Below are 13,436 nucleotides of genomic sequence, written 5' to 3'. Positions count from 1 at the left end.
AACTACGTCAGACTTAAACTGAACCGCCGTATACCGAACGGTATGTACGGTGGTGTGAGAGGTCGGAGGCTAGGCACCTCCTCCTACTCGATTTATGGAACTAACGGGGCAGGATAGTTGAAGAGTACTGTTTGATCTTTATTCAACAATTGGGCCATTTTCTTGAATAAGAAGTTGCATAAAATCCCACTTTTTTATACAGCTTCCAGGTGCGCTTGAGAGTGCACAAACTTTGATTAATGAAAAAAATTTGCATAAACAATAAATTATGACAGGTTGAATCCTCATAGTTCCCAATGGTGTTTGTTAAAGGGAGCTTCTGTTAGGACTTATTATGTCAACCTAATATGTTATACATATATACATAATTTTTGTTCTTTTTTGGAATTATAAAATATTGTACCGTTTATTTATAAGAAATAGCGTGGAAAAATGAGAAGTGAAGTAATGAACTTTTTGAAAGTAGCAACCCTAAATTGTGAGTAAGGAAGTGACCAGCAATGATTACCAGTTTTAATGACCGAATCACGACTGGCCAAGTAACTGTTATTGTAGCCAATGCTATATTCGGGGTTGGAATCCTTACCTTGCCCAGAACTGCAACAGAGAAGGTGAAAACCCCAGATATATGGATCAGCGTTATTTTAGGCGGTCTGATCGCGATGATCGTAGGAGTGATCATGGTTAAATTAAGCCAACAGTTTCTTGGGAAAACCTTTTATGAATTCAGTCAAGAAATTGTTGGTAAATGGGTTGGAGTGTTACTTAGTCTGCTTATTATATGTTATTATTTTACAGCTTGCGGGTTTCAAATTCGAGCGCTAGCAGAAGTATTGACATTTTTATTGTTGGAAGGAACCCCTAAATGGGCAATCATCATGACATTTATGTGGGTAGGTCTGTATCTTATCATTGGCGGAATGAACCCGATCGCCCGAATGTTTGAAATTATCTTGCCTATTACCGTCATCTTTTTTATGATTGTTGCCTTTTTGAGCTTCAAAATATTTGAAATTGATAATCTACGCCCGGTACTAGGGCTGGGAGTGATACCGGTACTAAAAGGAGTACAGACAACTGGTCTATCATACACTGGTTTTGAAACAATTTTGTTCCTTTTGCCATTTATGAAAGAACCAAAGAAAGCAGTAAAAGCCGTTCTAATGGGAATTGCTTTACCGTTGATTTTTTATTTGACAACGGTTGTAATGGTAATCGGAGCATTATCTGTTGATGGAGTGGTCACGAGAACATGGCCGACACTTGATCTTATACGAAGTTTTGAAGTCACCGGTTTGATCTTTGAACGATATGAGTCTTTGTTGCTCGTAATATGGATTATGCAAATGTTTACTTCCTTTACGATCTTCTACTATGGTGCTGCTTTAGGACTGGCTCAACTCTTCAAAAAGAGCATTCGTCCATGTATGTATGGCTTGCTTCCGGTTATCTACATCATTGCCATGATTCCGAAAAATATCAATGACATGTTCAAATTAGGGGATTTTCAGGGAAATGTCGCGTTGTATTTATTCGGCTTACTGCCACTGGTGCTTCTAATGATCTCGCGATGGAAGGTTAGCAAACATGGAGAAAAGTCATAACATTTAACGGTTAACGGTTTCTTGGTTTCGCTGTTGGTTCTTTTTCTCCTGTCTCTTACCATAGATCTCCAATAATGGGTAGCACCACATTGCCATCAAGTTAAAGTTTTGTAGTACCCCAGAATGAAATGTTGGACTTTCTTGTAACTTATAAGCTCAATTTATCATTTTGGGGGGTGACCTGACCTATTTATGGGCATGGGGTACCGCCAAAAAGGTCGGGCAACTACTGCCCGACCTTTCTACTATACCCCACTACATAGTGATATTTATAATACGAAACTATAAAAATATCATTCCTCAATATGTATGTAGATTAGCTTTACTTTGCAAATAAGTGGTTGCCTATTCTAATGACTGTTTCCCTAGTGAAAATCCATTCATCTGTTGCCGAGAACGGATTATAATAATAAACAGAACCATGAGTAGGATCCCAACCTTGTAATGCATCAATAACAGCTCGATAAGAATAGCTATTTGGGGTCAAATAATATTGCCCATCATGTACAGCTGTAAAAGCATTTGTCTGGAAAATAACATCGTAAGTATTTTTAGGAAAACCTGGCGTTGACATTCGGTTCAAAATTACTGCAGCGACAGCTACTTTTCCTTCATAAGTTTCTCCTCGAGCTTCTCCATGAACAACCCTGGCCATCATTTCAATACTATTTAACTTTTGTTGTGTTTGGAATCCAAAAACTCCATCTGGTAATAGTCCAGAATCTAGTTGAAGTTGTTTCACTGCATGATCAGTAATTGAACCATAATACCCTGTTGGTTGACTGTAAAAGTAACCCATTTTCTTTAAATTTTCTTGTAAGTCATAAACTGCTTGTCCTTGACTTCCATTGTGTAAAATTTCTTGAGCAAAGACTGAATTTGGTATAAAAAACATGAAACAAATAAAAACAACAAACGACATTTTTTTTACATTTAACATCAGATAATACCACATCCTTCGATTCATTTTCCTACTATTCTACTTTATTATACAAGAAAAAATAGATTTATCTTACATTACTCCTATTTTAAACCAATAATTGAAGAAATTTTCAGACGAATTTGTCTGTTATTGGGGTACCGCCTATCGCTATCGCCATCAATCTAAGAAAAGGATTATACCCAAAACGAAAAAATAAGCTATTCTTTCTGTTAATGCTGCTGAAGATAGCTTTTTTCGTTTTGGGGTATAAAGAAATTTTAACTTGATGGGCATGGGGTAGCACCAACAAAACGCGAATTTCGTACGCTAAGCAACATTTTATAAAGGAAAAGCTGATTTCCCCATATGTTAAGGGCATCGGCTTTTGTTCATTCTTTTACTTAATAAATAAATTTTTGACATAAAACTTAAAGTACTACATTTTTCAAAAGTAATAAAATTACTTATGCTAAAAAGAAAAGGTTTGATATATACATTTTAAAACATCATTTAGGCACTAATATTTGGTTATGTGTCATTTCACCCTTATGGGAAATATAACTATGTGCTATCATTCCTAACATTATTACTAACATACCGCACCAAGATAAGATAGAAGGAAATGAAGAATGTAATAAAACTAATTCTCCGATAACAGCAAACAGTACCTCCATGGATTGTGTTGCTTCCACGGTAGCTAGTTTTTTCATATCTCCTCTAACCATATCAGTTGCTTTAAAAAATAAAATAGTTGCAATTACACCCGAACAAATAGCAACTAAAATAGATTGCATAGTTTGTTCTTTACTAGGCACTCCTGTTGTAAAAAGACCGTACAAGGATAGTAAAAACCAAAATGGTAAGCTAGCTAATGTCATTCCAAGGACTCGTTGATAAGCATCTAGACGATCTCCACAAACCTCCATCATCTTACGATTACCGAGTGGGTAAGCAAAAGAAGCTACAATAACAGGGATAATACCTAACAAAATATCTTTTACAGCAAGCGATTTTGCTTGTTCCATTTGCATAAGGAAAATACCAAGAAGAATAATTAATGACATACTCATACCCTTCATTGGGATTTTTCCTCTTTTCTTAAGAATTCCATCTGGTGTTTGAATGGTTTCAATAAAAAGAGGAGCTAACAAAGATCCCGATATAATAGTAATTTGCCATGTCCCAGCAATTATCCATCCTGGTGCATGTGCAGCGGCAAAGCATAATGGAGCGTAAAACAGACAAAATCCTACAAAACTCCATAAAAACCATGTTCTTAAATCCTCTCTCATAACTTGTAATAATACTTTTAATTTTTTCCTACCCATAACAAGAAGTATAAGGAATGGAAGCATGAAAATAAACCTTAGTGAGGCACTCCATATCCAGTTACCACCTGATAATTCCATTGCTCGATTCAGTATAAAGGTGAAAGCAAAAAACAAAGCAGCACATATACCTAAAAAAATAGGGCGCAAATTCCTCACCTCAATCTGTCTCATAAGTCAGTAATTCCCCAAGACTTAACCAGTTTTGTTCTACAAGATGTGCTGTTGTTTCTTTATCTTTATTTTTGCATGCCTCTATAATTTTCTGATGTTGTTCCACTGACTTTAGACCATTTATAGAAGTGAACTGAGAAATCTCGAGACGTTGAATCTTAGATATACTTCGTTCTAACGCACGAATGATTTCAGGATTTCCTGCCACATCTAGAAAAACATTGTGGAATAACTCGTCAGCTTCAATTGCTTTTATAATATCTTTTTTCTCAATAGATAATAGTAAAGCTTTATTACTGAACTCTAATTCTTGAATATCCGACTCTTTTAATAATGGCACTGCTAAACGAGCAGCTAACGAGTGTAAAACTGCTACCACAGTAAATGCGTGTTTCGCCTCCTCAAGATTTAATGGTGCAACGCGAGTCACTGAACCAGGAATAGATTCAACAAGTCCTTCATCCTCAAGACGTTTCAACGCCTCTCTAACCGGAGTACGGCTAATTCCAAATTCTTCTGCTAACTCTTTGTCATTTAAGCGTTGATCAGGTTGCAACTCTAATGTAACGATTGCTTTTTTCAAAGTTAGATATACTTCATCTCTAAATGACATACGTTTAATAGGTTTAATAATATCTTTTTTCATAAAACCAATATATCGGATATTGGTTTAATCGTCAATTGTAATTTTTCAATATAATATATTTGATTAACAAGTGCTAAAAACGACAGGTTTTGGAACATAGATGGTAGAGTTGAGTAAGCAAAAGAAAACAGTAATTGGGTTATGTATAATGAATGGTTACGTGTTCGGCTTACATGGAACCGTATTTTATTCTTTCATGTAGATTCAATAAGTGATCTAACTCTTGGCTACATTGAATCGTTTTAAGATGATTGAGTCCATGGAGTTCAACTATATTTAATAACTGAGCTTTTTTCTCTATAATTAAGTTTTCTAGCATCAAAATATCCATCCATGTCATTGTCAATCTCCTTTTTCATAGAGGTTGTTAAAAACAATAAGAGAAAACGAGAGTCAAATCCACGAAGTAAAATTTTCTTACTAAAATAAATAAGTAAGCGACCTTGATCATCCATCTTAAGCGTTGATCAGGTTGCAACTCTAATGTAACGATTGCTTTTTTCAAAGTTAGATATACTTCATCTCTTTAATAATATCTTTTTTCATAAAACCAATATATCGGATATTGGTTTAACCGTCAATTGTAATTTTTCAATATAATATATTTGATTAACAAGTTCTAAAAACGACAGGTTTTGGACTTAAATGGTAGAGTTGAGTAAGCAAAAGAAAACAGTAATGGGGTTATGTATAATGAATGGTTACGTGTTCGGTTTACATGGAACTGTAATTTGTTCTTTCATGTAGATTCAATAAGTGATCTAACACTTGGCTACATTAAATCGTTTTAAGATGATTGAGTCCATGGAGTTCAAATATAGTTAATAACTGAGCTTTTTTCTCTATAATTAAGTTTTCTAGCATCAAAATATCCATCCATGTCATTGTCAATCTCCTTTTTCATAGAGGTTGTTAAAAATAATAAGAGAAAACGAGAGTCAAATCCACGAAGTAAAATTTTCTTACTAAAATAAATAAGTAAGCGACCTTGATCATCCATCAACTTTGGAATCACAAGGTCGCTTAGATTATTTCGCCTTCCATTTACCTGAAAATATCATCTTCTTTAAATGAAGTAATAATAGGAGGAAGATAGTTTAGGTTTTAAAGTTAAAGGGGCAAAATATTTAATTATACGTTATTTCTTATTGTTGAATTAAACCAGCCGATAGTTTGTGAAGAATAATACTTAAACTATCGAGTGCGTTAGTTGAAGAAGAACCCCAAAAAAGGACCTCCCAAAGTCCTGTATTTTTTACTGATTGTAAAACATTATCGTTTAACAGAGCCTTTCACAAAAACAAAACGTATAGTGGGAATTCCTTTATTATCAGAAATCCCCAAAAAAGAATAAGTTTGCTGAAGGTTTGTTTCCTACGGTTTGAATCCTTATGGATTCATTTAAATAACAGCTTTTAAGGTAAGGTTAGATTATGTCACGTTTAGTAAAACTTTTCACACCGTAAAGTAGTAGAACGATGAAGGATCCAATTAAAAGTGTGTAAAATAAGATATAAGATTGAATAGGCGATTCATCCTCCGGTGACATGGCTAACATAGGCTGTGTCCATGGATATATCTGTCCAAGTGGTGTACTGGCAATAATGATGGCAGGAAGCGTAAAAACAATGCTAATAGCAAGTGGTATTCCAAATGTTTTAGCTCGGATGGATATAATGAGTTGTAGCAAGATCAAAGGCAAACAAGCAAAAATCCCCCTGATCATGAACCCTAATATTGTAATAATAGGAAGACTACCTTCCATTCCTTTCATATAACCAAATCCAACAAAAAAGATGATTAAAATTAACATTGTAATGACTACCATGCGGACCACTGTTAAAAATTTCCCTAAAAAGATGTCTGAGTGTTTGATTGGTAAAGCTAAAAGTTGTTTCCATCCTCCTCTATGTTCTCCCCGACAAACAAGTGCTGCAAAAATGCCTACCATAATTGGCAATACAAAAGGGCCCATAAACAAGGCAACTTGTGTCCAAGCTTCTACCCATGGATTATCTCCAGGACTCATAAAAAGATCATAGTTTTTAAAGAAATTAGTATATGCTAGGAGAACACCTAGTAAGGGGCCTATCAAATAAAGTATCCATAACTTTGAGCGCTTTAGTTTTAACCGTTCAACAAATAAGATGTTTTTCAAGTATTTCCCTCCCTTTTTACAAAACATCGCGTTTAGCAAAATGAATAGATCCTATAAACAAAAGGATTGTTCCTACCAAAAGACTGATGATAAGGTAGGCTGAAAAATCGGGATTATACGCTATGCCTTCATACTGCAAAATAACCGTTGAGGACTGACTAGGATAAGCAAGTGGAAACCATCTCGTCGTTTGAGAAGCAGCCAAAAATAGGCCCATCATCGCTGATACGGATCCTATAAGAATTGAGAATGCCTGGTTTTTAAAAATCATGGATAACCATAGCTGGAAAGCCAATATAGGCAACACTGTAATCAACATGCCGTAACAATCGCCGAGCAACAGCCCCCATGGCAAACCTCCTTCAAACACTAACATCTTTCCTAACAACACCATGCCAACTAGAAAAATAGTAAGAGAAAGGAACAAACTAACCACTAACCAAACAAATTTACTTAAATAGATTTGAACTCTTGAAATGGGTAATGACAGCGTTTGTTTCCATCCGTTCGCCTGATGTTCGATATTCGCTATTATTGACGCAGCAAGTGTGGCGGCTAACGGAAAACCAAGGCCGAATAATAAACTATTATCATACAATAAAAACATCCACATAGAGCCGGCATGGAACATCTTAGCTTGTTTTTCCACATACTCTACTCGATATGTGAGATTCACCAATTCATATGCCAAAATCAGTAAGGGGACCAATAAGACTACAATAAATAACGAGGAACGTTTTAGCTTTATTCGATCCGCCCATAATATCTTTTTCATAGACTTCCCTCGGTTCCGGTTAATTCCAAGAAAATATCTTCGAGTGACCGTTTCACTTCTTCAAGCCGATACACAGAAACTCCCGAATGCACAAGAATGGAGTTAATCTCTGAAACAAACTCTGGTTCTGTTTGGGCCAACCACAAAAAGTCTTTTTGCATTTCAACCTTTAATCCTTTCCCTTTTAATAGTGTCTTTGCTTCGATTACGTCGCTTACCCCGACTTTTAATAATGGTTTCCGTTTTTGTCGTAATCGTTCTATCGAATCCTGGAAAATCATTTTTCCGTTATTAATGATTCCTACTTGTGTAGCCATTTGATCTATTTCACTCAACAAATGACTGGATACAAGAACACTCATTCCTGACTTAGGTAATTCTTTGATCAGCTCTCTCATTTCTTGGATGCCCGACGGATCCAAACCGTTTGTGGGTTCATCCAAAATCAATAAATCTGGACTGCTTAACAGAGCTGCAGCAATTCCAAGACGCTGCTTCATTCCAAGGGAATACTCTTTTGTTAGCCGGTTAGCTACTGTAGTTAATCTGACAATTTCCAGAACTTCGTTGACTCGTTTTTCGGGAATAGCCCGTAACCTACGAACAGCCTCTAAGTTTTCGTAACCAGTTAAGTTGCCATAATACGTTGGAGACTCGACTAGTGACCCGATTCGTTGTAAAATTTGCAAACGATTTTTGATTAGGTTCTGGCCAAAGATTTCGATACTTCCTTTTGTTGGTTTAATCAAACCTAGTAACATTCGGATTGTTGTTGTTTTTCCAGCACCGTTTGGTCCGAGAAATCCGTAAATTTGCCCACGTTCGATCCGTAAATTTAACCCATCTACGGATGTGTGGTTCTTATACTTTTTCGTCAGTTCGTTCGTTACAACGATTTGATCTTTCATTGCTCCTCACCTCACTTCTATCGTAAACGAAAGTTTTTAAACACGAACGAAACTCTTCCTAAACATATGTTTAACAACAGTCTAGGAATATTTATATCTAATATGATGAGCCCCAATAACCACAGCGATAAAATAAATCGAAATATTCAGAACCTTGAACAGAGTATTAATTCTTTTCTATAACTGATTTGTAAGCCCACCCTTTCATGTAAAATAATAAGATAGAAGGGGAGGATACATATGACTTTCAAGCTCGAAGAGCATAAAATCCTGATGGTTGATGACGATCAGCATATCCTAGATTTATTAATAACTGTCTTTGAGAAGGAAGGGTTTCATAATATCTTAACAGCCATTACAGGAACCGAGGCCCTCTTAAAAACAACACAAGAAAATCCGGACATTATATTGTTGGATGTTATGCTGCCAGACATTGATGGCTATACTCTATGCAGCAAAATTCGCTCGCATACAAATGCACCCATACTGTTTTTAACGGCAAAAGCAACAGATTTAGATAAGTTGCAGGGGTTTAGTTTTGGTGGAGATGACTATATTACGAAACCCTTTAACCCATTAGAGGTTGTAGCTCGTGTCAAAGCACAATTAAAGCGAACTCCTCAAGTTTCCTCATCTCATTCTCTAAAGCAGGTGTTTGATTATGGCTATTTTAAAATTGACCCCAATATGGGAAGACTTATTGTTGATGGAACAAGGATAGAATGCCCAACCCAAGAGATGAAACTTTTGCTCTATTTTTGTAAACACCCTAATCAAATTTTGAGCAAACATCAACTTTATAAAGATGTATGGGGCGAATTTTATGGCGGGGATAGCACCGTAATGGTACATGTGCGCCGATTACGTGAAAAAATAGAGGCAGATCCAAGCAGACCTAAATGGATTAAAACAGTTCGGGGATTAGGTTATATATTTGAAGCTGCAACAAGCGAGGATATAAAGTGAAATTAAGAAATCGAGTGGCATTTTACTTTGTATCACGTCTTTTCTGGCTCATGCTTATTTGGGGTTCACTCATCGTGATAAGTACGCTTTTGTTCAGCTTCTTTTTAGGGCATAACAAAATTGAAACTCCACGCTTATTAATTAGCAAAATTGTTGCCGATACGGCTGTTATGGATCAACAACTTTCAATCAACTCGAAAACAAAGGAAGATTTATTAAAGAACCAGATGTGGCTTCAGGTATTAGATGAACAGGGAAATGAGATCTTCTTCTTTAATAAACCAAAAACCATACCGAATCATTATATCCCTGGAGAACTAGTATCAGATTACCTATATCCAGCAAAAAAAGGGTATCAATTATCTACATGGTATGAAAACAAAAACAATCAGGATTTAACATGGGTGTTAGGGAAACCAATGACAAGCAATAAGCCATTTCTTTATTGGATGAATAATCTGTGGATTCTTTCCATCATTTTAATTGGAATTCTAATTGCCTTATTTTTCGGGAAACAATTAGGTGCTCCATTACTGTATATGGTTTCCTGGATTGAAAATCTATCTAAAGGAAAATATGAAGAACCCTTTAGAAAGTTTCATTTAAAAAAACACCGACTCAATAAAGCCGAATATAAAACATATCAAGAATTGATGCATGCACTTTCTAAACTTACATCAACCCTTCAGAAAAACACAGAAGAAAGAGAGTTATTAGAAAAGACACGGGAAGAATGGATGACAGGCGTGTCCCATGACTTAAAGACTCCTTTATCTGTTATTAAGGGCTATACTGTACTACTATCTTCAACTGAATATGATTGGGAACAAGATAAAGTACGTCACTTTGCTAGAACCATGGAAGAACGTGTGGAGTATATGGAGCAACTGATTGAAGACTTTAGCCTAACTTTTCAATTAAAAAATGAGGCTCTTCCTATACAACGTGAAAAAAAAAATTTAGTAGAAGTCATCAACAACGTTTTAGAACAACTGAAAAGATTGCCGGAATCAGAAAATAAGATGTTCTCTTTTGAACCTAACAATAATACAATTATTTTTAACATGGATGAAAGATATTTAAAGCGAGCAGTTGAAAATTTAATTGCGAATAGTATCAAACACAACCCTCCAAATACTAAAGTTACAATCATATTACATGAGGATTCGCTTGAAAGAGAAATTCAACTTACAATCGAGGACGATGGGGTAGGAATGGACCAAGAAACAGTTGAACGCTTATTTGACCGTTATTTTAGAGGAATAAGTGCTTCCTCTAATATTTCAGGTACTGGTTTAGGGATGGCAATTGCAAGACAAATTGTTATAGCTCATGATGGTTATATTGAAATAGATAGTAAACCTCAACTTGGTACCAAATGTAATATTATTTTTCCACTAAAACGGGTGCGTTAGCTAAAGATCGGAGCTGTCTTTAAGGCAGCTTTTTCTTTATGCAACTATCGGGGGAGGTTAGAAGAATCTTAGCGAAGTGATGCAAAAGAACAGGGAGGAGTTAACATGAATCAAAATATTGGTACAGAAGAGGCGATTAAAAGGTGGGATAGTTTCGCGGATACATATTCTGCAAATCATACCGAGTAAGGAGACCTTCATAAAGAAGTTTTTTTAAATCCAACTTTATTATCTCTTATGGAAACAGTAAGTAATAAAAAGGTTTTAGATGCCGGGTGTGGCGAGGGCTATTTAAGTCGAATGTTAGCGAGGTCCGAAGCGACTGTAACTGCTGTGGATTATTCATCACGGATGATAGAAATTGCTAAGGGAAGAACTCCAAATGATTTGTTGATTGATTATAGGCAGGGGAATTGTGAGGACTTGAATTCTTTAGAGGACAAAAGTTTCGATTTAATAGTATCCAATATGGTCATTCAAGATCTTGCAAATTACGAAAAAGCATTTCAGGAAATGTATCGTCTATTAGTAGATGGAGGCTGTTTTATATTTTCGATTTTGCATCCTTGTTTTGTTACTCCAGAAAGTGGTTGGGAAAAAACAAAGGACGGTAAAAAGTTGCATTGGAACGTAGATAAATATTTTTATGAAGGTGTGTATGAACAACGTTTAGGGGATAAAGAAAAAATGCTATTCTTTTATAGAACATTAACAAGTTATATAAACACTTTAATCAAAACAGGTTTTATTTTAGAAAGCATAATAGAACCTAAGCCTTCAAAAGAGATGTTAGAAAAATATCCTTCATTTGAAGAAGATTTCAGATGTGCTGATTTTATGGTTTTTAAACTAAAAAAGTGAAGGTGAATATTTTTATTAGGTATTAATGCATTTCGTCTAGAGGAAGGTGTACATGGTGGGGAGAAATTACAGAATGATAAATGAGGTCTTAACAAATGTCCAGTAAAACATATCAAATGAACCAGAGTTATGTAGATTCTCAAGAAAAACAAAAGATGTTATACAAACGTACATTAATTATTATAAGTATTTCACAAATTTTTGGTGGTGCCGGGTTAGCGGCTGGAGTTACGGTGGGGGCACTTCTTGCACAACAAATGCTTGGCACAGATGCATTTGCTGGAGTGCCATCGAGTTTATTTACTTTAGGATCTGCCGGGGCTGCTTTAATCGTAGGGAGACTTTCTCAACGTTACGGTCGCCGTACAGGTCTGACAGCTGGTTTTATGATAGGTGGACTTGGAGCAATAGGAGTCATAACGGCAGCCATCATAAATAGCGTTTTCCTTTTATTTGCTTCCCTGCTCATCTATGGTGCAGGAACAGCGACAAATTTACAAGCTCGTTACGCTGGTACGGATTTGGCTAACAATAAACAGCGAGCCACCGCTATTAGTATTACCATGGTGTTTACAACATTTGGGGCAGTTGCTGGTCCGAATTTAGTGAATGTAATGGGAGATTTTGCTCTTTCTATTGGCGTTCCTTCACTCGCCGGTCCTTTCATTTTATCAGCGGCAGCATTTATCTTAGCAGGTCTTGTCCTTTTCGTTTTGCTTCGCCCAGACCCATTAGTTATAGCAAGAACAATAGAAGCGTCCAAACAAGAAAGTAATCGAATGGAACATTCGGCTGATACTGAACAAATAGAAAACAAAAGAGGCATTATTGTTGGTGCGACAATTATGGTTCTTACTCAAATTGTAATGGTGGCCATTATGACCATGACGCCAGTTCATATGGGACATCATGGACATGACTTGGGTGAAATAGGTCTCGTTATTGGATTTCATATAGCTGCAATGTATCTTCCTTCACTGGTTACAGGTGTCCTTGTTGATAAGTTTGGCCGTACTGCCATGGCTATTGCCTCTGGAGCCACACTGCTTCTGGCCGGTTTAATATCGGCGATTGCACCAGGCGATTCTATGATTCTCCTAGTAATTGCTCTTTCTTTACTTGGATTAGGATGGAATTTTGGTTTAATAAGTGGGACTGCTCTTATTGTTGATTCAACTGACACTTCAAATCGGGCTAAAACTCAAGGTACAGTGGATGTTTTAATTGCATTATCAGGAGCTTCCGGCGGAGCCTTATCTGGAATGATTGTGGCCGGTTCAAGTTATACAGCCTTATCATTTATCGGTGGGTTATTATCTTTATTATTGATTCCAGTGGTTATCTGGTCTCGGGGAAGTAAAAATAAAATAACTAATTTCTAAAGAATCCATATAATAAGAGAAAAAAAGTCATTTCCTATCGTACAGGAAACGGCTTTTTTTACTGGGATTTGCTTATCATACAAAATACCGCAGTTTGGCGATACCCCTTCATGGGCATTAGGAGCTTACATGAATATTTTTCAGCTACCGATTTTGTTCTTTGTAGTGTTTGGGGTTCTAATTATTGTTTGGGGATTCTAAAAAAATATCATAAAACATATTTAAAAGGACCATTAAACTGAATCTCTTAATGAACTAATGGGGCAGGATAGTTGAACAAGGTTTTTAAAAAACCTT

At 36.0% G+C, this 13,436-nt stretch carries 11 protein-coding genes and 2 pseudogenes; 5 read left to right on the top strand and 8 right to left on the bottom strand.

Annotated elements, in window-relative coordinates; genetic code table 11:
• Nucleotides 1-500 precede the first annotated feature (500 nt).
• On the top strand, nucleotides 501-1,604 hold the full coding sequence (locus ACIQYG_RS25095; RefSeq protein WP_402843815.1) for a spore germination protein: 1,104 nt from the start codon (nucleotides 501-503) through the stop codon (nucleotides 1,602-1,604).
• A gap of 322 nt (nucleotides 1,605-1,926) precedes the next feature.
• On the opposite strand, the gene ACIQYG_RS25090 is transcribed toward ACIQYG_RS25095, so the two are convergent.
• From ACIQYG_RS25090 to ACIQYG_RS25055, 8 genes and pseudogenes are all read right to left on the bottom strand, one after another.
• Nucleotides 1,927-2,544: a cell wall hydrolase gene (locus tag ACIQYG_RS25090; RefSeq protein WP_402843812.1), complete on the bottom strand. Its 618-nt coding sequence runs from the start codon at nucleotides 2,542-2,544 to the stop codon at nucleotides 1,927-1,929.
• Between the two features lie 488 nt (nucleotides 2,545-3,032).
• Nucleotides 3,033-4,028 carry a DMT family transporter gene (locus ACIQYG_RS25085; protein WP_402843809.1) on the bottom strand — a complete coding sequence of 332 codons (996 nt, stop codon included), beginning with the start codon at nucleotides 4,026-4,028 and terminating at the stop codon, nucleotides 3,033-3,035.
• Nucleotides 4,015-4,674 carry a GntR family transcriptional regulator gene (locus ACIQYG_RS25080; protein ID WP_402843807.1) on the bottom strand — a complete coding sequence of 220 codons (660 nt, stop codon included), beginning with the start codon at nucleotides 4,672-4,674 and terminating at the stop codon, nucleotides 4,015-4,017. The genes ACIQYG_RS25085 and ACIQYG_RS25080 overlap by 14 nt, the downstream gene beginning before the upstream one ends.
• Nucleotides 4,675-4,843: 169 nt before the next feature.
• Nucleotides 4,844-5,014, bottom strand: coding sequence for a Spo0E family sporulation regulatory protein-aspartic acid phosphatase (locus ACIQYG_RS25075; RefSeq protein ID WP_402843804.1), 171 nt, complete (start codon nucleotides 5,012-5,014; stop codon nucleotides 4,844-4,846).
• 117 nt (nucleotides 5,015-5,131) lie between these two features.
• Nucleotides 5,132-5,220: pseudogene (locus ACIQYG_RS25070) on the bottom strand (GntR family transcriptional regulator); the annotation flags it as partial.
• Nucleotides 5,221-6,100: 880 nt separating this feature from the next.
• Nucleotides 6,101-6,832 carry an ABC transporter permease gene (locus tag ACIQYG_RS25065; RefSeq protein ID WP_402843801.1) on the bottom strand — a complete coding sequence of 244 codons (732 nt, stop codon included), beginning with the start codon at nucleotides 6,830-6,832 and terminating at the stop codon, nucleotides 6,101-6,103.
• Between the two features lie 16 nt (nucleotides 6,833-6,848).
• On the bottom strand, nucleotides 6,849-7,607 hold the full coding sequence (locus ACIQYG_RS25060) for an ABC transporter permease (RefSeq protein WP_402843798.1): 759 nt from the start codon (nucleotides 7,605-7,607) through the stop codon (nucleotides 6,849-6,851).
• Nucleotides 7,604-8,515: an ABC transporter ATP-binding protein gene (locus tag ACIQYG_RS25055; RefSeq protein ID WP_402843796.1), complete on the bottom strand. Its 912-nt coding sequence runs from the start codon at nucleotides 8,513-8,515 to the stop codon at nucleotides 7,604-7,606. Before ACIQYG_RS25055 ends, ACIQYG_RS25060 begins: the two co-directional genes overlap by 4 nt.
• Nucleotides 8,516-8,755: 240 nt before the next feature.
• On the opposite strand from ACIQYG_RS25055, the gene ACIQYG_RS25050 reads away from it, so the two are divergent.
• The 4 genes and pseudogenes from ACIQYG_RS25050 to ACIQYG_RS25035 all read left to right on the top strand — a co-directional run bounded on the left by ACIQYG_RS25050 (nucleotide 8,756) and on the right by ACIQYG_RS25035 (nucleotide 13,139).
• Complete coding sequence (locus ACIQYG_RS25050) at nucleotides 8,756-9,481, top strand: response regulator transcription factor (RefSeq protein ID WP_402843793.1); 726 nt, start codon at nucleotides 8,756-8,758, stop codon at nucleotides 9,479-9,481.
• Nucleotides 9,478-10,896, top strand: a complete 1,419-nt coding sequence (locus ACIQYG_RS25045; protein ID WP_402843790.1) for a sensor histidine kinase — start codon at nucleotides 9,478-9,480, stop codon at nucleotides 10,894-10,896. Before ACIQYG_RS25050 ends, ACIQYG_RS25045 begins: the two co-directional genes overlap by 4 nt.
• A 105-nt stretch (nucleotides 10,897-11,001) precedes the next feature.
• Nucleotides 11,002-11,757: pseudogene (locus ACIQYG_RS25040) on the top strand (class I SAM-dependent methyltransferase).
• Nucleotides 11,758-11,852: 95 nt separating this feature from the next.
• A complete protein-coding gene (locus ACIQYG_RS25035) occupies nucleotides 11,853-13,139 on the top strand; it encodes an MFS transporter (protein WP_402843787.1) in 1,287 nt (428 codons plus the stop codon).
• Nucleotides 13,140-13,436: the final 297 nt, after the last annotated feature.

Source organism: Peribacillus sp. NPDC096622 (genome assembly GCF_044762665.1).
Taxonomy (GTDB): domain Bacteria; phylum Bacillota; class Bacilli; order Bacillales; family DSM-1321; genus Peribacillus; species Peribacillus frigoritolerans_B.
This window is presented reverse-complemented; position numbering and strand designations above follow the sequence as displayed.